19 protein-coding genes and 5 pseudogenes are annotated in these 18,172 nt (G+C 70.2%); 10 read left to right on the top strand and 14 right to left on the bottom strand.

The features are described 5' to 3' along the window. Nucleotides 1-28 precede the first annotated feature (28 nt). The 4 genes and pseudogenes from ACWCQS_RS36735 to ACWCQS_RS36720 form a co-directional block, all read right to left on the bottom strand. Nucleotides 29-1,789 (bottom strand): SpoIIE family protein phosphatase, encoded by a 1,761-nt coding sequence (locus ACWCQS_RS36735; protein WP_451008497.1) that lies wholly within the window; start codon nucleotides 1,787-1,789, stop codon nucleotides 29-31. Nucleotides 1,790-1,969: 180 nt separating this feature from the next. Further along, entirely contained in the window at nucleotides 1,970-2,434 is a 465-nt protein-coding gene (locus ACWCQS_RS36730) for a hemerythrin domain-containing protein (RefSeq protein WP_451008591.1), read from the bottom strand. Continuing rightward, a pseudogene (locus tag ACWCQS_RS36725) lies at nucleotides 2,421-3,633 on the bottom strand (MFS transporter); the annotation flags it as partial. The pseudogene ACWCQS_RS36725 and the gene ACWCQS_RS36730, both read right to left, overlap by 14 nt. 192 nt (nucleotides 3,634-3,825) lie before the next feature. Then, complete coding sequence (locus ACWCQS_RS36720; protein ID WP_451008496.1) at nucleotides 3,826-4,584, bottom strand: YqjF family protein; 759 nt, start codon at nucleotides 4,582-4,584, stop codon at nucleotides 3,826-3,828. Between the two features lie 154 nt (nucleotides 4,585-4,738). Here ACWCQS_RS36720 and ACWCQS_RS36715 point away from each other — a divergent pair. After that, nucleotides 4,739-5,160: pseudogene (locus ACWCQS_RS36715) on the top strand (pyridoxamine 5'-phosphate oxidase family protein). 166 nt (nucleotides 5,161-5,326) lie between these two features. On the opposite strand, the gene ACWCQS_RS36710 reads toward ACWCQS_RS36715, so the two are convergent. The 4 genes from ACWCQS_RS36710 to ACWCQS_RS36695 form a co-directional block, all read right to left on the bottom strand. Further along, nucleotides 5,327-5,722 carry a DUF2267 domain-containing protein gene (locus ACWCQS_RS36710; RefSeq protein WP_451008495.1) on the bottom strand — a complete coding sequence of 132 codons (396 nt, stop codon included), beginning with the start codon at nucleotides 5,720-5,722 and terminating at the stop codon, nucleotides 5,327-5,329. 85 nt (nucleotides 5,723-5,807) lie between these two features. After that, nucleotides 5,808-6,359, bottom strand: coding sequence for a nucleotide exchange factor GrpE (gene grpE, locus ACWCQS_RS36705; protein WP_451008494.1), 552 nt, complete (start codon nucleotides 6,357-6,359; stop codon nucleotides 5,808-5,810). Further along, complete coding sequence (dnaK, locus tag ACWCQS_RS36700; RefSeq protein ID WP_451008493.1) at nucleotides 6,356-8,224, bottom strand: molecular chaperone DnaK; 1,869 nt, start codon at nucleotides 8,222-8,224, stop codon at nucleotides 6,356-6,358. The genes grpE and dnaK overlap by 4 nt, the downstream gene beginning before the upstream one ends. Nucleotides 8,225-8,261: 37 nt before the next feature. Beyond that, the gene (locus tag ACWCQS_RS36695) at nucleotides 8,262-8,624 is read right to left on the bottom strand and encodes a J domain-containing protein (RefSeq protein ID WP_451008492.1); all 363 of its coding nucleotides are present in this window, start codon (nucleotides 8,622-8,624) and stop codon (nucleotides 8,262-8,264) included. Between the two features lie 244 nt (nucleotides 8,625-8,868). On the opposite strand from ACWCQS_RS36695, the gene ACWCQS_RS36690 reads away from it, so the two are divergent. The 3 genes from ACWCQS_RS36690 to ACWCQS_RS36680 all read left to right on the top strand — a co-directional run bounded on the left by ACWCQS_RS36690 (nucleotide 8,869) and on the right by ACWCQS_RS36680 (nucleotide 9,987). After that, complete coding sequence (locus ACWCQS_RS36690; protein WP_451008491.1) at nucleotides 8,869-9,249, top strand: STAS domain-containing protein; 381 nt, start codon at nucleotides 8,869-8,871, stop codon at nucleotides 9,247-9,249. After that, complete coding sequence (locus ACWCQS_RS36685; protein ID WP_451008490.1) at nucleotides 9,246-9,635, top strand: hypothetical protein; 390 nt, start codon at nucleotides 9,246-9,248, stop codon at nucleotides 9,633-9,635. The genes ACWCQS_RS36690 and ACWCQS_RS36685 overlap by 4 nt, the downstream gene beginning before the upstream one ends. A gap of 199 nt (nucleotides 9,636-9,834) precedes the next feature. Beyond that, complete coding sequence (locus tag ACWCQS_RS36680) at nucleotides 9,835-9,987, top strand: hypothetical protein (protein ID WP_450982563.1); 153 nt, start codon at nucleotides 9,835-9,837, stop codon at nucleotides 9,985-9,987. Nucleotides 9,988-10,308: 321 nt separating this feature from the next. Here ACWCQS_RS36680 and ACWCQS_RS36675 read toward each other — a convergent pair. After that, a pseudogene (locus ACWCQS_RS36675) lies at nucleotides 10,309-10,764 on the bottom strand (cbb3-type cytochrome c oxidase subunit I); the annotation flags it as partial. 501 nt (nucleotides 10,765-11,265) lie between these two features. Between ACWCQS_RS36675 and ACWCQS_RS36670 the strand changes: the two are divergent. After that, a complete protein-coding gene (locus tag ACWCQS_RS36670) occupies nucleotides 11,266-11,721 on the top strand; it encodes a cyclic nucleotide-binding domain-containing protein (protein WP_451008489.1) in 456 nt (151 codons plus the stop codon). Between the two features lie 277 nt (nucleotides 11,722-11,998). Here ACWCQS_RS36670 and ACWCQS_RS36665 read toward each other — a convergent pair. Beyond that, a pseudogene (locus ACWCQS_RS36665) lies at nucleotides 11,999-12,136 on the bottom strand (LuxR C-terminal-related transcriptional regulator); the annotation flags it as partial. 213 nt (nucleotides 12,137-12,349) lie between these two features. Here ACWCQS_RS36665 and ACWCQS_RS36660 point away from each other — a divergent pair. Then, complete coding sequence (locus ACWCQS_RS36660; RefSeq protein WP_451008488.1) at nucleotides 12,350-12,748, top strand: hypothetical protein; 399 nt, start codon at nucleotides 12,350-12,352, stop codon at nucleotides 12,746-12,748. A 193-nt stretch (nucleotides 12,749-12,941) separates the two neighbouring features. Here ACWCQS_RS36660 and ACWCQS_RS36655 read toward each other — a convergent pair whose 3' ends face one another. Beyond that, the gene (locus ACWCQS_RS36655) at nucleotides 12,942-13,106 is read right to left on the bottom strand and encodes a hypothetical protein (protein WP_451008487.1); all 165 of its coding nucleotides are present in this window, start codon (nucleotides 13,104-13,106) and stop codon (nucleotides 12,942-12,944) included. A 306-nt stretch (nucleotides 13,107-13,412) separates the two neighbouring features. Between ACWCQS_RS36655 and ACWCQS_RS36650 the strand changes: the two genes are divergently transcribed. Further along, entirely contained in the window at nucleotides 13,413-13,877 is a 465-nt protein-coding gene (locus ACWCQS_RS36650; RefSeq protein WP_451008486.1) for a pyridoxamine 5'-phosphate oxidase family protein, read from the top strand. A gap of 240 nt (nucleotides 13,878-14,117) precedes the next feature. On the opposite strand, the pseudogene ACWCQS_RS36645 reads toward ACWCQS_RS36650, so the two are convergent. From ACWCQS_RS36645 to ACWCQS_RS36635, 3 genes and pseudogenes are all read right to left on the bottom strand, one after another. Then, nucleotides 14,118-14,306: pseudogene (locus tag ACWCQS_RS36645) on the bottom strand (hypothetical protein); the annotation flags it as partial. Nucleotides 14,307-14,398: 92 nt separating this feature from the next. Then, a complete protein-coding gene (locus tag ACWCQS_RS36640; RefSeq protein WP_451008485.1) occupies nucleotides 14,399-14,839 on the bottom strand; it encodes a pyridoxamine 5'-phosphate oxidase family protein in 441 nt (146 codons plus the stop codon). A gap of 378 nt (nucleotides 14,840-15,217) precedes the next feature. Beyond that, nucleotides 15,218-15,760 (bottom strand): DUF4232 domain-containing protein, encoded by a 543-nt coding sequence (locus ACWCQS_RS36635; protein ID WP_451008484.1) that lies wholly within the window; start codon nucleotides 15,758-15,760, stop codon nucleotides 15,218-15,220. A 315-nt stretch (nucleotides 15,761-16,075) separates the two neighbouring features. Between ACWCQS_RS36635 and ACWCQS_RS36630 the strand changes: the two genes are divergently transcribed. From ACWCQS_RS36630 to ACWCQS_RS36620, 3 genes are all read left to right on the top strand, one after another. Beyond that, nucleotides 16,076-16,315, top strand: coding sequence for a hypothetical protein (locus ACWCQS_RS36630; RefSeq protein ID WP_451008483.1), 240 nt, complete (start codon nucleotides 16,076-16,078; stop codon nucleotides 16,313-16,315). Continuing rightward, nucleotides 16,312-16,803: an aldolase/citrate lyase family protein gene (locus tag ACWCQS_RS36625; protein ID WP_451008482.1), complete on the top strand. Its 492-nt coding sequence runs from the start codon at nucleotides 16,312-16,314 to the stop codon at nucleotides 16,801-16,803. The genes ACWCQS_RS36630 and ACWCQS_RS36625 overlap by 4 nt, the downstream gene beginning before the upstream one ends. A gap of 116 nt (nucleotides 16,804-16,919) precedes the next feature. Further along, a complete protein-coding gene (locus tag ACWCQS_RS36620) occupies nucleotides 16,920-17,789 on the top strand; it encodes a trypsin-like serine peptidase (protein WP_451008481.1) in 870 nt (289 codons plus the stop codon). Nucleotides 17,790-18,172: the final 383 nt, after the last annotated feature.

Below are 18,172 nucleotides of genomic sequence, written 5' to 3'. Positions count from 1 at the left end.
TCGAGCACCCCCGGCGAGGATGGAGGTCCTACTCACCCCTGATCGGGGCTGGGCCGGTGGGTTCTCGTATGGGTGTGCGAAGGGCGAGGAGGGCGACGTCGTCGTGGCCTGGCGGCTGGATGCGGCGCAGGAGCCGGTCGGTGAAGGACGGCAGGGGACGGTGGGCGAGGGCGGCGGCGTGCTGGCGCAGTCGGTTCAGGCCGTCGTCGAGGGGGCGACCGGGTACTTCGACGAGACCGTCGGTGTAGAGCACGAGGGTGCAGCCGGGTGGCAGCGGGACGGTGGCGTCGGGGCGGGGTGTGTGGAGGCCGGTGCCGAGCAGGAGACCGTGACCGTCGGTGAGGTAGTCGGCGAGGCCGTCCCGGGTGACGAGGAGGGGCGGTGGGTGGCCGGCGTTCGTCCAGGACAGCTGCCAGTGGTCGTCGCCGGTCCGGATGACCCGGGCAAGGATGAGGGTGGCCATGGTGACGTCCGTGATCGGCTCGATCGCCGCGTCGAGGCGGTCGACGATCCGGCTGGGGGGTTCTTGCTGGGACCAGGCGTAGGCGCGAAGCATGTTGCGCAGCTGGGCCATGCCTGCGGCAGCCTCCAGGTCGTGGCCGACGACGTCGCCGATGGCGAGCGCGGTGGCGCCGTCGGAGAGGGTGAAGGCGTCGTACCAGTCGCCGCCGACCTGGGAGGCGTCGGGGGCGGGCAGGTAGCGGACGGCCATCTGCAGTCCGGGTACGCGCGGCATCTGGGGCAGCAGGTGGTTCTGCATGGTCTCGGCCACGGCGCGCTGGCGCTGGTAGAGGCGGGCGTTGTCCAGCGCGAGGCCGGCGCGGCGCGCGATGTCCTCCAGCAGTGGCAGGTCGGCGACGGTGAAGTTCCCCGGCTTCTTGGCACGGCCCAGGGTGAGGGCGCCCAGCACGTCCCGGGTGCTGCGCAGGGGGGCCACGGCCGCGGAGCGAATGCCGGTGACGTCGAACAGGCGGCGCTGCTCGGCGGCGATGCCGGAATCCGGGGCCCGTCGGTAGGTGTCGGGGCCGGCCAGGGTGGAGGCGAAACCCCGCAAGGCTTTCGACAAAGGCGTCACGGATTCTTCCGGGACCGGCGGCATGGGTCCTTCGAGATTCTCATGGTGGACCAGGGTGTCGCCGTCGGCCTGGACGACGGCGGTGCGCCATACCTCGTCGCGCTCGGTGATCAGGTCGATGACGGCCCAGTCCGCCAGGCGCGGCAGGACCAGGCCCACCAGTCGGCGCAGCGCCTCGTCGACGTCGAAGGTGGAGGTCAGCTGGGTGGTGGTCTCGGCGAGCAGGGCGAGTCGCTCGAAGTCGGTCAGCGTCCCGGCGGCCTGCTCCGGACGCGGTGCGCTGTCCGGCGCCTGCCCGTGGCTGTAGAAAACGACGAGGGTGCCGGCGCGTCCCTCGCCGATGTCGTACGGCGTGATCGTCCAGGAGATCGGGAGCAGGTAGCCGTCGGCGCGCTCGAAGTACTCATCGCTGCCCTGGGCCGGGCTCCCGGCGTGGAACGCCTGCCTCATGCCGCACTGCGACGTCGGCAGATGCTGCCCCTGCGGCCCGCGATGCAGCAGTTCGTGGGCGTCCTGCCCGACGAATTCGGGGGCCCGGCGGCCCAGCAGGTGTTCTGCCCGGCTGTTGACGGCGACGATGCACCCCTGCTCCTCCACGACATAGGCCCCGGCGCCGATGGCCTCCAGCGCCGCGGTGAGCCGAGGAGAAGGCGCCGCCGCAAACCGCGAGCTCTCCGGTCCCGCCACGTCCTCGCCTCCCTGGGTATGGGGCATTCGCCCTCGGTCGCTCCGGTGTGCGGGCGGGGCATTCGCACCGCCTTTCATACCCATATGCCCCACTCCAGGGAAGAGCTAGCTGTATTGGCCCGCAGGGTTGTTCACGTCATGTGATCGGTTTGCGGAGGCACGGGGCGTACGGGAGTGCGGCCCGGCCGGCGACGGCGGGCGGACCGTTCAGGCGGCCGGCCGGGACAGGGTGCTGCCCGCCTTGGCACGCGTGGCCTCGACCGCTTCCCAGTCCTCGGTGCTGAGGTTGGCGAGTGCGGCCGGGAAGACGCCGTCCTGTTCCTTGAGGATGTCGTCGCGCAGCATGGCCATCGCCTCGATCAGCCGGTCCGGCCAGGTCGGGTCCGAGGGTGTCACGCCGCCGGCGACCTCGGCCAGCACCGCTTCGCCGCGACGGTGCTCGGCCTCCAGAGCGGCTGTCTGGCCGGGGAAGTCGGCGGCAGGGGCGGGAAACAGGCCGTGCTCCTCGACCTGGGTGTGTGGTTCGAGCACCCGCGCGATCTCCCGGGCGACCTGTGCCATCCGGGCAACCCCGCCCTCCTGACGGGCCGGCCGGAGGCGGCTGATGAGGCGGACGACCTCGTCGTGTTCCGACTTGCTTGCGCTCGCCGCCTTCGGCTGCGGCGCGGACACCGGTGAGGGTGTAGGCCAGCGCGGCGGCGGCCACCACGGCGAGCAGGGCGAGACCGGCCGCGTACGTCCCGTACTCGTCGTACAGCGAGCCCATCACCAGCGGCGGCAGGAAGCCGCCCAGACCACCCGCGGCGCCGACCACGCCGGTGACCGAGCCGACCTTGTTGGCCGGAGTCCGCAGGGCCACCAGGGCGAAGGTCGCACCGCTGCCCGCCCCGAGCGCGGCGGCCATGGCCAGGAAGGCGATGGTTCCCACCGGCGCCAGGTCCGGGGTGAAGGACTGCACGACCGCCCCCGCCACGACCACGGACAGCGCCGCGGCCAGCACCCGGACCGGGCCCAGCCGGTCGGAGAGCCAGCCGCCGACCGGGCACATCGCCACCGCGAGGAGCACGAACCCGGCCATGCGGTTCGCGGCGTCCGCCTGGGTCAGGCCGTAACCGGTCTCGAGGTAGGTGGGCAGGTGGACGGAGAAGGCGACGTATCCGCCGAACGCGACCGCGTACAGCGCGGATGCCTGCCAGGTGATGCCCAGCCGGGCGGTGGCGGCCGGCCGGCGTCCCAGCGGCTCGGTCGGCACGGTGCGGCCGGGTGCGTCACGCAGCAGCGCCGCGGCCGTCACGGCGTACCCGGCCAGGACCACGGCGTGATCAGGAACGGGGTGGACATGCTGTGCGCGTTGACCAGCTTGACCCTGGTCAGGGCGCTGATGGCGGTGCCGCCCATGCCGGCGCCGAAGACGCCGATGGCCAGACCGCGCCGCTCGGGCGGGAACCAGGCGTTGACGAAGGGGACACCGACGGCGAACGCGGTGCCGCCGATGCCGAGGAGGAATCCGCCGGCCAGCAGGGCGGCGAGGGAAGAGTGACCGGCCAGGCCGAGGTAGAGCACGGGCACGATGGTGGCCGCCGACACGATGGGGAACATGACCCGTCCACCGAACCGGTCGGTCAGCGCGCCGATGGGGATGCGGCCCAGCGAGCCGACCACGACCGGCACCGCCACCAGCAGCGACTGCTGGAACGAGTCACGTCCAGGCTGTCCTTGAACCGCGGGCCGAGCGGGCTGAGCAGCGCCCAGGCCCAGAAGTTGACGTCGAAGCCGATCGTGGCCAGCGCCAGCATGAGCCAGGCGCGGCCCGGCACCGGCTCGTGCGCCGACGGCGTTGCGTCGCTTCTCCCAGACCGTTGGAGCGCCATCGTGAACCTCCTGATCACAGTGATCCGGCCGTCCGCGCCCTGACGGCTCGGTGGCCCGTGTCCAGATTTCGCGGTCCGGGGCTGTCATGCACGGGGCCAACGGTGCCTCTCGCCGGCCCGACCGGTCCTCGCGCGGGGACCGTATGGGCCGCCCAACGAGGCAAGCTGCCAGGGCCGTTGGTCCCCGCCCGGCTACGTGGAGGAGGTCGGCCGGCGGACGGGGCGGCCGAGGCGAACCGGGACACCCGGTGAGTACAGGACGCTGACCGGGGCGGCACCAGGCGCGGGCAGGCCGGCCGCGGTGAGCAGGTTCTCCTCGCAGGTGATCAGCTCGGCGCGGTGCAGGGGCCAGCGCGGGTGGTGGTTGGGCAGGTACGCCGCACCACCGGCGAAGGGGTTGTGCATGCCCCAGCGGGCAGTGAGAAAGACCTCCAACTCGGTGGGTTCCTCGATGCGTTCGCCTGGGCGCACGGTGACGCGGCTGTACGCGCCGCGCACGCTCGGCCAGCGTCGCGAACTGGTGTAGGTGATGGTGTCACCGGTGGTGCGCAAGGACATACGGGACCACAGGTAGGGAAGGCGGAAGCCGATGCGTCCCATCACCACGGGGATCAGACGCGAGGCGTCCATCGAGCGGAAGACAACACCGCGGCGGCCGTGCGCGTCCACCGAGTACAGGCGGACGTTGGTCTCCGGGAACGAGCCCAGGTAGGGCAGCCCGGGCAGCCGGAACCAGCCGACCTTGTGCATGCGGAAGGCGACGAGCCCGATGTAGGTGACCCCACCGTGGATGTCGGGGACGGTCCCGGGTGGCATCAGCTTTGCCACTATGGCCGGTTCGACGGCCCAGTGGATGAACGTCAAGTCCAGCCACTGCTGGGTGAGCAGCGGGAAGCGTATGTCGACAGGAGCATCCGGGGAGTGGGGAGAGTCGGGGACCGGCTTCTGCATGACTCGAGGATGACAGGCGACTGGCAGGTATGACCGCTCGGCTCCTCGGACACCCACCCGTGCCTTGCGTTCGTTTCGCCCGCCCGGGCAGCAGACGGCCATGAGGGCTGTCCGGCCCTGACACGGTCTCGGCCACGTGCGAGAGTATGGACCGATGTCCGACAACGACGGCTTCCATGCACTCGATCGGCAGGAGTGCCTGCGCCTGCTGGCCAAGGTGCCGGTCGGTCGCATCGTGTACACCCGGCAGGCGCTGCCGCCGTCCTCCCGGTCAACTTCAGCCTGGACACCGACTCCTCTGTGCTCGTGCGCACGTCGGCGGGCTCCGACCTGGTCCGCGCGGTCGACGGAGTCGTGGTCGCCTTCGAGGCGGACGACTTCAACGCCGCCGAGCACTCGGGCTGGAGCGTGGTCGTCACCGGCCGAGCGACCGCGGTGACCGATCCCGCCGAACACGAACGCCTCTCCCGGACCGGCCCGCGATCCTGGGTGGTCACCCAGAACTGGGTCTTCCTGCGCATCGAGGCCGAGATGGTCACCGGGCGGGAGATCACCGGCGCGCCGGACGCAGACTGATTCCAGCAGCGCGGTCGCCAGGCCTCTTGGTACGAGCCGCATCGCCTCAAGTCAGCGGTGGAAGAGCATTCCCTGTGGGGCCGGCCCCCTCAGTCCGCGCGATGCCGAACCGGCTGCGCGGAGGCGCGCGGTGTACGGCCGCCGTCCGGTCCGTAGCCGAACCGGATCAGCGACTGGGGGCAACAACGCCGTTGCGACAGGCAGGCCGCCGCCCGCAGATCCGGCCACTCCATCGCCTGGTGCAGCATCGAGGTACGGCGCCGGCCAGGGTGGTCAGGACCGCGCTGGCGTCCCACTCTGCGGTGCGCGGCCGGGCGCCGGTGCGCTCGGCGACCCTGCGGTAGAACTCCTCGATACCGAAGCTCTCGGTCTGCGCCTGCTTGGCCTCGGCCGGCGCCTGTCCGAGCGGTCCAGGCATCTGGGAGGCAAGGTCCTCGACCTCACCCGGGCCGATGCGCTGGGCCAGCACGCTCAGCACCGCGTCGGTGGCCTTCGCGGCTTCGTCCTGGCTGTCGTATTCGCCGAGCTCACGCACGCGCGCGAGGAACTCGTGATGCTGCATCGTTTCGTCACCTCCGCTTGCCGGCGATCTCGGGGCATCGAATGCGATGCCCCCTTCCCTCGGTACCCAGGTAGGGGCAAGCCTGTCAGCTCCGCGAGACGGGCAACGGCGGCTTGCCTGCCGGGGCGGATGCATCCCGTACGCCGCACTCCTGCGTCGATGCGCTCCTCGCGGGCGGGGCCGGCCCGGTGACCTCCACGGTGGCCGGGCGCAGCAGGCTCTCGCCAAGACGGTAGCCAGGACGCAGGACCGCCGAGCACACCAGGCGGTCCGCATCGGGGACAACATGGTGCGTCAGAGCGTCGTGGCAGGCCGGGTCGAACCGATCGCCCACCTCACCGAACGACGTGACGCCCAGCGAGCCGAGCTGCTCCTGCAGGCTGTCGGCGATGTCCCTCAGACCGGGCGTGAGCGGCTCGTTGGCACACGCCCGGTCGACGGCGTCCAGCACGGGAAGCAGCGCCTTGAGCACGTTGGCCACCGCGATCTCGCGCACGGCCAGGCGGTCCCGCCGCACCCGCTTGCGGTAGTTGTCGTACTCGGCCTTGATCCGCTGCAGGTCGGCGGTCCGCTCCTCCACCAGGCGCCGCAGCTTGTCCAGCTCGGTGCTCCGCGGACCGCTCCTGGTCATCGTCATCCAGCCTCCGGCTTGTCGTCGTCGACGATCTCGGCGTCCACCACGTCATCATCGGACGAACCACCGCTCGTACCACCGCCCGCGGATGCGCCAGCCGCACCCGCCGGCTGCTCGGCCCGGGACTGCTGATACAGGGCGGTGCCGATCTTCTGCGCGGCCTGTGCGGTGCGGTCGATCGCCTGCCGGATCGCGGCGGTGTCCTCTCCCTTCAGCTTCTCCTTCAGCTCGGCCAGCGCCGTCTCCGTCTCGGACTTGGCGTCCGCCGGGATCTGCTCGGCGTTGTCCTTCAGGAGCTTCTCGGTCGAATAGACGAGCTGCTCGCCCTGGTTGCGGGTCTCGGCCGCCTCCCGGCGCCTGCGGTCCTCCTCGGCGTGCTGCTCGGCCTCCCGGACCATGCGGTCGATGTCGTCCTTGGGCAGCGCCGAGCCGCCGGTCACCGTCATCTTCTGCTCCTTGCCGGTGCCCAGGTCCTTGGCCGAGACGTGCATGATGCCGTTGGCGTCGATGTCGAAGGTCACCTCGATCTGCGGCACGCCGCGCGGAGCCGGGGCGATGCCGGTCAGCTCGAACATGCCGAGCTTCTTGTTGTACGCCGCGATCTCCCGCTCGCCCTGGAAGACCTGCACGGTCACCGAGGGCTGGTTGTCCTCGGCGGTGGTGAAGATCTCCGAACGGCGGGTCGGGATGGTGGTGTTGCGCTCGATCAGCCTGGTCATGATGCCGCCCTTGGTCTCGATACCGAGGGACAGCGGGGTGACGTCGAGCAGCAGGACATCCTTGACCTCGCCCTTGAGGACACCGGCCTGCAGCGAGGCACCGACGGCGACGACCTCGTCGGGGTTGACGCCCTTGTGCGGGTCCTTGCCGGTCAGCTCCTTCACCAGCTCGGTGACCGCAGGCATGCGGGTGGAGCCGCCCACCAGGACGACGTGGTCGATGTCGGAGACCTTGATCCCGGCGTCCTTGATCGCGTTGTGGAACGGCGCCTTGCACCGCTCCAGCAGGTCGGCAGTGAGCTGCTGGAACTGGGCGCGGGTCAGCTTCTCGTCCAGGTGCAGCGGGCCCTCGGCCGAGGCGGTGATGTAGGGCAGGTTGATGGTCGTCTCGGTGGACGACGACAGCTCGACCTTCGCCTTCTCCGCCGCCTCCCTGAGGCGCTGCACGGCCATCTTGTCCCTGGACAGGTCGACGCCGTAGTGGTTCTTGAACTGCGTCACCAGGTGGTCGACGATCCGCTGGTCCCAGTCGTCACCGCCCAGGTGGGTGTCACCGTTGGTGGCCTTGACCTCGATGACGCCCTCACCCATCTCCAGCAACGACACGTCGAAGGTGCCGCCGCCCAGGTCGAAGACGAGCACCGTCTGGTCGTTCTCCTTGTCCAGCCCGTACGCCAGCGCGGCGGCCGTCGGCTCGTTGATGATCCGCAGCACGTTCAGGCCCGCGATCTCACCGGCCTCCTTCGTCGCCTGCCGCTGGGCGTCGTCGAAGTACGCGGGCACGGTGATCACCGCGTCGGTGACGTCCTCGCCCAGGTACGCCTCCGCGTCCCTCTTCAGCTTCTGCAGCACGCGCGCGGAGATCTCCTGCGCGGTGTACCGCTTGCCGTCGACGTCCCCGTGCTCGGGAAAGCGCCAGGCGTGGTCGCCCATGTGCCGCTTGACCGAGCGCGCGGTGCGCTCGACGTTCGTCACGGCCTGCCGCTTGGCCACCTCGCCGACGAGCACCTCGCCGTTCTTGGAGAACGCCACCACCGACGGGGTCGTCCGCGCGCCTTCGGTGTTGGTGATGACGGTGGGCTCGCCGCCCTCCAGTACCGAGACCACCGAGTTCGTCGTTCCCAGGTCGATGCCAACCGCACGTGCCATCTGTGCTCTCCTCCTCGTCCTCACCTCGTTCTTCGTCTCACCGGCCGGGAATCCACCGGACCGGACCCGCACGCAGCGGCGGCTCGGGACGCACGTCCCCGAGCACCACCGCGTACCGCCACGCGGACCGCGCCGGCACGGTGGGGACAGCTCCTCGATCAGGCGCCGGCAGCGTGTGCTCGAGGCGCTGGTCGTAGGCCGCCCGCAGGATGGGGTCGCGCAGCGTCTCGTATGCCGACCGCACTTCACCGAACCGTGCGGCGGTATCCGCGTCCACTCGGGTGTCGGGGCGCAGTTCCCGCACCCGGGCGCGGAAGGCCGAGGTGATCGCCTCGGCCGTCGCCGAGGGCTGCACCCCCAGCACCGCGTACAGGTCCGATTCCTGCTCCCGCGCCCGCACGTCCGGCCACCTCCTTGCCCATCCTGAGCTGCGGTTTCATACCCACTTGCCTACCTTTCTGAAATAAAACTTGAGTCTTGCCTTGTCAAGTCTGGCGAGGTATAGCGGAGGTGTCCGCGGTACTCCCGTGACTGCGCGGAACGCAGAGCGGCGCAGTGGGCGAAGGAGTGGAAGCAGAGATCCAAGGACGCCGACCGTGGGCGGCTCACACAGACACTGAGACGTAGAGAGCGGGGTGCGGATCATGGCACTGTTCCTCGCCGCGCACTGGCACAACGGCTGGGCCGCGATAGAGATCAAAGGCGTCCTGGACGCGGCCACGGCCCGGGAACTGCGTGACTTCGCGGCGTCCGTCCACGCGCAGCACCGGCACCAGCATCTGATTCTGGACCTGTCCGGACTGACCCATGCCGACGCCGACGGACTCAACGCTCTGATGTCCGTGCGGACGCTGCTGGACCGGGACCAGGGGGAGCTACGCCTGGTATGCCCACAAGGACGGACGGAGCGGCTGCTGCACAGCAGCGGCGCCGCTTCAGACCTGCCCCTGTATCCCTCCCTCGACGCGGCCCTGTCAGCACCCCGGATCGTTCCTGCGCACCGGATGGGAGGTGCAGTGCAGTGATCACCGAACTCGCTGTCGAACGTGTGGAGTTCACCTGCGGCTCGTGCTGGCACAACTGGAGCGTCGACTACGACGTCCAGCGCTACCGAGACGCTCTCGACGCCGAGTGGGAGGTCTTCTACCGCGACAACACCGCCGTTCCCTCCCCGTATACGCCGCAGGGCGCCCCGCCCTGCGAGCACTGCGGCCGCCGCTGGGTCGGACGCCTGGTGGCGCGCCGGCCCGTGCCGCTGCCCGGTGACGCCGAGGCGCCGCGCAGCCGTGTCCCGGTCGAGGGCGGCCATCGTCCCGAGCGGCACACCGCGCCGATGCTGCACGCCGCCGGTCACCCGCAGCCGCAACCCGGCGAACGAGCAGCCCAGCCGTCCACGAAGCCGTCCGAATGATCCGGACAGTGCGCGCCTGCCCCTTGAAGGCGGGCGCGCACTGTATGCCAGGGACTTCGCACGCCGACTTCCTGGGCGCTGCGGCGGGACCCTCGGGGGCGTCACAATCTGCACTCACGTGTGAGCTGCGGCATTGTCGCTCCACGTGGTCGGCCTCCACGATGACCGGACCAGACGATGTCAAGAAAGGCAGCTCCTCATGGGTGATCATGTGCATGTGCGGCTCAGCCAGGGGCTGAGCGTGTCGGCCGAGGGAGAACTGATCGAGCACTCCCGCTGCCGGTGCGGGGCCACCTTCACCAAGGTGTTCGACGCGGACGGCGGGAAGCCGCAGGGCCCGGCTCCGTCCTGATGCGCTCCCAGCGCCGGGCGCGAGAGGCCGGCAAGGGTTCTCCCGGCCTGACGCTCCGCGGGACCGTCACTCCTGCTGCACGCCGTATGCACGGGTAACCGTGCGAGAGACCGTGGCTTCCTTGGGATGACGGTGGCACGTCGGCGGCCCGGCGCCCCGACGGATCGCGCAGAAGGGGGATCGCATGACCGGCATCGTAGGGTTCGCGCAGGCCGTGGGCATCGCCGGCCGGACTCTGCGCGACCCGGCGGCCCGGCACCGCGTGCTGGAGATGCGCCGCGTCTTCCGCCGCCGCCAGGCCCATCTGGGCGCGATCAGCCTCGCGGCGCCTCCCGGAGTCAGGAAGCCGAAGGCCGCGATCGACGAACCGAACAGGAAGAGCCAGCAGGCAAGCATGTTCAGGCGCGGGAACGCGACGTCGGGGGCGCCGATCTGCAGCGGCATGATCCAGTTGGCGAAGCCGGTGAACAGCGGCATCGCGAACATCAGCAGCATGATCGAGCCGTGCATGGTGAACGCCTGGTTGAACTGCTCCTGCGACATGATCTGCAGGCCGGGTCTGGCCAGCTCCGCGCGCATCAGCAGCGCCATCACACCACTGATGATGAAGAAGGCGAACGCGGTGACCAGGTACATCGTCCCGATCTTCTTGTGGTCGGTGATCGTCAGCCACTCCGTCCACGGCGGCCGTACGGTCCGTCCGGTCGTCCCTGCGGCCACGGTGCCCCCGGCACTCGGCCGCGCGGTCCCCACCTTGTGTATCTGTGCCTGGTCCACCGGACGGTGTCCTCCCCTTCTGCCATGTCGACGACGAGCCGGGAAGTGCCGTGGTGCGGGTATGGACCTGGCGCCTTCCCGGCCGCCGCTCCGTGATCGTCGGAGGGGTACCCGGGCCGGATAGGGCCGAACAGCCCCGGGCCGGCCGACGGATGGGGTCCAACGGCCCCTCTTCGCGTCGCGCGGCGGAAACAGACGTAGATCAGGATGTCTGTGGTCCTTTCGCGGTGAAGCGGCACGTGCCGGCGCTGCCGGGACCTCTGCTCGCGTTGATCCTCGGCACGGCAGTCCTCAGCTGCGGCCGGGCTCGCGAGGCGGTGCCAACCGGCCGGCGGTGCCATGCCGTTACGGCTCGTTCGAGATGGGGGTTGCAGCCGTCTTCGCTGTCATCCACCTCGGGGCCGGATGGCCCTGTTCCGGACCCAATGGCCCCTCGCCCGGTCGGAGTCGGCACCACACGCTGGAGGTATCGGTTCGTACACCCTGACCGGGAGGCCGGCCATGAACACCCCGAGCATGCTGCGCGCGCTGCCCACCCAACACCGGCAACGGCTCATGCGCCTTGCCCGGGAAGTGTCCTTCCCGCAGGGGACGCGCATCTTCAGCGAAGGTGCACGTGCCGACCGGTTCTGGATCATCCGCACCGGCTCCATCGATCTCGACACACACGTACCCGGCCGGCGCCGGGCCATCATCGAGACCCTCGGCCACAACGAACTCGTCGGACTGTCCTGGCTGTTCGCGCCGCACGTGTGGCACATGGGCGCCACAGCGGCGACCCAGGTACGGGCCTACGAGTTCGACGCCACGGCCGTCCGCTCCCTCTGCCAGGACGACCCGGCACTCGGCCGTGCCGTCACCCAGTGGGCCGGCGACGTACTGGCCCACCGCCTCCGTACCACCAGGACCCGGCTGCTGGACCTCTACGCCCCCTACGGAGCCGGCAGCGCCGTGTGAACGGGCCACGTTCAAGGAGATCGTGCAGCTCGTGCAGGACTGGAAGGGTGGTGGGAGGCTCGGCCCGCGGCATCCGCGACCGGGTACACGGCCTGCTGGAGGCGGTGCTCAACTCAGGCACTCGGCAGGCTCGGCGTCGAACCGCGGGGGCGGACGACACCACGTCAGCGGAACGGACCGGCCGATGCGGGCAAGCCGGTTTGACCGAATGCGCCGCCGGATGATCTCGGAGTCGCCCGGCGATTCTGTCTCGCTCGTCCCCCGTCGGCCTCCCGTTTCAGTGCCCTTCCTGCCGCTGCCGGTCCTGGACCTGGGTGGCGATGACGGCGGCCTGGATGCGGCGCTCGACGCCGAGCTTGGCCGGCAGACGGGAGATGTGGTTCTTGACCGTCTTCTCGGCCAGGTACAACCGCTGCATCCCGGCCGAGGGGCCAGGGCCGGGCGACCCTGTTGTCCGCCCGTAGTGTCCCGCGGCCTTGAGATCCGCTGCCGCCCGGGTACGAAACAGGCATACCACCTCACAGGGTGCAGGCCCAACGGCCCCGCTGCTCGGGCCTGAGAGCCCTGGACCAGGACCGGTACTCGCAGAAGTCTGGAGCCCGCGAAACGATCAGAAGGAGCGGAGCACATGACTGCCGAGGACACCGACGCCCAGGTCACCAACACCGTCGCCGTCGCGGTGCGCGTGGAAGGCGATGTGGATGAGGAAGCCATCGCATACCTACGGGAGAAAGTCGACGCGCTCCTCGGCCGGCCCGGGGTGCCCGCCGTGCGTGGTGCGGTGAGGGTCACCAGGGCGGTGGCGCACCACGCCGAGCGACCCTGGTCCGCCGGTGCCGAGCTCGTCGTGGGGAACACTCTCGTGGTCGTGCATGCCCAGGAGGCCACGGCCCATGAACTGGCGGACCGGCTGCAGGACCGGCTGCGCAGCCAGATGAACCGTGTCCTGCACCGCAAGGAGGAGGCCCGCAGGTCGGCCACTCCTCCTCCGTGGCGCGGCGGAGGTGCCGACTGCGGCCGAGAGTAGCCCGAGTCGACCGGTGTGGCCGGACCAGTGCCGTTCAACCCCCCGGAAGGGACCATAGGCACCTGGGAGTCGGGATCAGGCAGGACGAGAGTGGAGGCGTGAGCGGCACCGATCCCCCGCGGTGCCGCTCCCGTCCGCACACCGTCGGCCACCGCCGACGGCTCTCGTCAACGGAGACCTCCCCGATGACCCGTCATGAGGCCGGAATCCAGGCAACAGCAACTGCAGGCGCGCCGTCCAACATCAGCATCACCGTGGACCATCTGGTCACGAACGGACTCAAGGCGCTCGCCGACGTGGTCTGCGCGATCACAACGGTCACCAACCCGACCTCGACCACCGTCTTCAAGGCGCTCATGGCGCTGAAGGCACGCAGCCCGATCGTGTTCGCTGCTCCTGGGGTGTGCAGGGCCGACCGGTCACGGACAAGGGCCGAACGGCCCTGGCGTGAGGACGTCCACTGCCGGTCCAATGACCTGATCACGCCTGTCCGTGTGGCTCCCAACCGGTTGCCACGGACAGGCAACCGGCCACACCTTGAAGGGACGAGGGACATGCCGTACCGGCGCACCGTCCGCGACCGCACTGGCAGGCCGTGCGGCAGCCCCGCCGCCCCGGCCGAAGACACGCAGCAGTGAGCCACGACACCGCACGGAAGCCTCCCATGACCATCGACACCGCCCAGTCCCTCCCTGCCGGGCCGCGCCGGAGCATCGAGCTGGACAGCGACGAAGCCCTGCGACTGCTGGGCAGCGTGTCCTTCGGCAGGGTCGTCTTCACCCGCCACGCGCTGCCGACCGTCCGCCCGGTCAACCATGTCCTGGACAACGGCGACATCGTCATCCGCACCCACGAGGGCGCGGTTCTGACCGCGCGCGCCGGGCAGGCCGACGGCCAGGGCGTCGTGGTGGCCTACGAGGCCGACGCCATCGACCCCGACACGCACCTCGGCTGGAGCGTCGTGGTCACCGGCTACGCGCACCTGGTGACCGACTCGGAGGAACTGGCCCGTTACCAGGCACTGCTCAGCCCCTGGGTAAAACGGACCATGGACTACGCGGTACGCATCCGCCCGGATCTGATCACCGGCGTCCGGCTCACCGCCGACAACGAGTCCGACGGCGCCTGATCGCGGTCCGGCTTCGAACTCATCGCGGCGTGAGAAACTGCTGGACAGCGCCCATCCCGTTGGCGCGCATCCGGTTCACCGGGTGGCCGAGGACGCCCCGGCCGGCCACCTGCTGGGGTTGCCGCAGATGAAGGCCGGCAGCTGTGCATCATGCTCCCCAGCACCACTCGCCGCGTGGCCTGTTCAATCGTGCGAGGCCCCCACGAGATGCGGGCCCGCCTTGGCGATCACGGCCTGCTCTGCCACCGTGTGCCAGACGGCGAGTGTGCGCTCGGTCGGGCCGGTCAAGAACTCCGGACCGCCTTCGTACGGCGTGTAGTTGGCCTGGATGAAGTCGCGTACGTCGATCCGTTCGCGCCAGCGCCGGCCGACGCATCCACGCCAGGCGTCGGCGGGTGCGTCCACGTCCGGACGGGTTGTCACGGTCATCACTGCCTCCGCATCGTTCGCGACACGGCACACGGACGGTTCCGTGGACCGTAGGGCTGTACGGGCCAGGTCGCGGGCGCAGGTGCCAGTGGTCAGGCGGAGAGGTGCAGGCCGTACACCGTGCGGCCCCCGACCAGTTCGCGCCCGGTGACCAGTTCAGGCTCGATGCGCACGAAGGCCTCCTCGGGTGAGGGAGCCCAGGAGTGCGGGCCGATCCGCTCGAGGCGTGCCGCCTCGGCCGGATCCGTCACGATCTCGGCCCGGCCGGTGACGACGACGCTCCACCCGGAGTGTTTGTCCACGTCGACCGCGTCCGCCTCGAAGGCGACGACCGCGGCGTCGACCGCGCGGGCCAGCCCGGAGGCCGCCGCGGTGCGCAGCAGCACCGCTCCGTCGGTGTCCAGGCTGAAGTTGACCGGCACGATCGCGGGCAGCGCCTGGCGCGTGTGGACGATTCGGCCGATGGGGGCCGTCGCCATCAGACGCAGGCACTCGTGACGACCGAGTTCACGGAAACCATCGTTCGGGTACATGAGTCAGCCCGTCTTTCGCCCGGTGGAGGGGATCACACTCCATGCTGAGCCCACCGGCGGCCGCGGGTGAGGGCCACGGGTCCCGCCCTGACCGGAGAGCGGCCCGAGGAAACGTGGCGGCGAAGGGGGGCCGGACGGCCCTTCCGGCACGCCCATCGGCCCGGATTGGCTCTGAACATGTCATCCCGGAAAAGGCCGATCAGGCCGCCAACCGAGCGCAACACCGTCACGCGGGCGGAACATTCAGGGCCCCGGCGAGAAGGCCGGGTGTGCCGCTCGTCGGACGTGGCCACCGCACCACCCGGAGGCTACAACTCATTCCGGGAGCCCGGTGGCCACCAGCGACGCTGAAGGAAAGCTCAGAGGCCGTCCAGTTGGTTACAGACCGACCGGGCTGACGTAGGTACCCGGGTGGGTGGCTCCGTCCTGCTTGAGGATCTGGCCGCCGAACGGCCACTTCAGGGTGAAGTGCGTCGTCTCGTTCGGCGGGGTGACCAGGAACTTCGCCGGAACGAACTTCTGCTTCTGCGGCGTGGACCTGGCCACCGGGAGCAGAGTGATGCTGAAGTCCACCGTGTCCCCCTGCCCCAGGGTCAACTTTTCGGGCTTCTCGGAGGAACGCGCCAGCGACCAGGTGCCGTCGGTCTGCTGAGCGCCGACCATGTCGACACCGGCGAAGCCGGACAGGGTGCAGGTGTGCTTGCTCCGGTTGGTGAACCAGATGTACGCCTGAGTCTGCTTCGCGGTCTGCCCCATCTCCGGCTTCGCGTCATCCCCCATGGCGAAGCCGGCCTTCAGGTCGGCGGTGTGGCAGCGGGTCGGCGCGGCCTTGGCGGGGGCGGCCGAGGCCGGGATGGCGGCAGCCGCAGTGCCGGCGGCAACGACGGCCGCAAGGGCCACGGCGGTCAGCTTGGTCTTCATTAGTGTTTCGGGTCCCCTCGAATACGAATCGGCACGCGAGGTCAGTGCGCGCCTACGCACCTGAAGACGTGCAATGCCTGGGGGACGTTCGGTCTACCGGGGAGCTTTTTCCGGCCGGCCGGGCTCCCAACTGTGGCCGCGTACGAGAACTCATGCGGCGCGGGATCAGGGCTACGACTTGGTAGTCTGCCGCGTTCGGCCTTCGGAAGTCAGCACCGAACCAGCACCGGGAAATCTCGGGCCGGGCCCGGGCCCGGCTGGGGTGGGACATCGAACGCCCACCGCATCCACTACGACACCCCGTACGTCCGTGACGTGGAGCGCTACCCCGGCCTGGTCGTCCACGGCCCCCTGCTGGCGCTGCTGATGCTGGACCTGGTGCGCAGGAACGCCCCCGAGCGGCAGGTACGCTCGCTGTCGTACCGGCTGCACCGACCGGTGTTCGTCGGCGAGCACCTCCTGGCCGACGGCACCCCCTCCCATGGGCAGGCCGAACTGCACATCGCCACCCACCGCGAGACCCGGCACGCCGGCGCCGAGGTGACCTTCGCATGAGCAACCCGGACCCCGGCGACAAGGAGAACGCCCGCGACAACGGGCGCCGCATGGCTCGCCCTCGGCAACCGGGCCGTCGTACGCGTCGATCCGCCCGGAACCCCGTGGTTCGAGGCGGACCTGGCACGAGCGCCCCGCCACGGCAGTGCCCTCATGGTGCCCAAGGCCGAGGATCCGGCCGTCCTCGCGGAGATCGCCGCCCGTGCGGCCGGGCGCTCCCGCTGAATCCCCTGGTCGAAACCGCCCTCGACATCGAGCGGGCCCCTGAGGTCTGCGCCGCTCCGGGAGTCGTCCGCGCCGCCTTCGGCAACGTCGACCTGGCCGCCCGGCGCGGCGTCGCCCACGACGACCACGACGCCCTCGCCCACGCTCGCGCCCGGTTGGTCCTCGCCTCCGCCGCGGCGGGCGCCCACCCGCCCCGCCCCCGGTATGACGGCACCGCCGGTCACGGCGGCGGCGTACGCAGGGGTGCCCCGCGGACCATATGACGTCACGGGTGGCACGTTCGCCCGGGGGGCCGATGGCCGATCCCGACGGTGGATTGTGACGGGAGCCTCCCGGTGAAGCACCTCCCGAACTCCCGGCTCGCATCGATAATGACCTTGTGCGCTCGCTAGTCAGGAATTCCATCCTGCCCCTGATCCTGGTCATCGTCGGGGCAGCCGCAGTGATGGGCGACGCCGCGGGGGAATTCCATGCGGCCAGAACCAGCGGGCGCAGCGGTTTCGGCAAGTCCGGCGAACCGGGCCAGTCCCAGCGGGACCAGGACCAGGACCTCCCCGCGACGGCCCCGGCCAAGGACGGCAACGCGTACACCCCCCGCAGGACCGAGGAGAACGCCCGGATCGGCGCGGTCTTCGAGAAGGACGACCAGGGCGCCCACTTCTGCACGGCGAGCGTGGTGCAGAGTCCGGGCCGGAACATGCTGATCACCGCGGCCCACTGCGCCTTCGACGCCGACTCCGGACAGCCGCTGAACGACCTGGTCTTCGCCCCCGGCTACCGCAACGGCGACGAACCCACCGGCCTGTGGAAGGTCAGCAAGGTGGTCGTCGACGACCGCTGGGCCAAGTCGCAGGACGAGGACCTCGACGTCGCCTTCCTCCTCCTCGACCAGAAGGACGGCAAGGACATCCAGGACGTCCTGGGCGGCAACACCCTCGGCATGGACCGCGGCTTCGACAACAAGGTCAAGATCACCGGCTATCCCACCAGCCGCGACACCCCCATCTCGTGCCAGAACCGCACCACGAAGTTCAGCGACACGCAGCTGCGCATCCAGTGCGCCGACCTCGAGGACGGGACCAGCGGCAGTCCCTGGCTCGCCGAATACGACTCCAAGCGCCACACCGGTACGGTCATCGGCGTCCTGGGCGGCCATGAGGGCGGCGGCGACCAGGACGATGTCTCCTACGCCGCGTACTTCGACGACGACATCGCCAAGCTCTACCGGCGCGCCCAGGACGAGGACTGAGCCCAGCTCATCCGCACCCCGCTCACGGCGAAGGGCCGTAGCCGCGAAGCATGCCGGGGAGGGGCTGGGCGGCCCAGAGGCTGACGCTGGAGGGTTTCGGTGGCCTCTTCCGTGGTGGCTCACTCTGCTGACCAGCCTGAACGACCCTCGGGACCGATGGCGGCGATGCTCGTGCTGAGACCCCACACAGCCCTTCCCGTACTCTTCCTCAGAGCCGCCGCGCAGGACCGGCTTCGGAGGGGGCAGGGACAACCACGAGGGAGACGGCATGGGAACCGCTGACCGGCAGAGCGCCGGAAACTGGAACGGGGTCGGCGCCCCATCGGGAACCAGAGGCGGCCATGCGAGCGAGTACGGGCACGACTACGAATACAGGAATCCTC

The organism is Streptomyces sp. NPDC002076 (assembly GCF_053593835.1).
The sequence above is the reverse complement of the archived record's forward strand: the minus strand, read 5'-3'. Positions and strand labels throughout refer to the sequence as shown.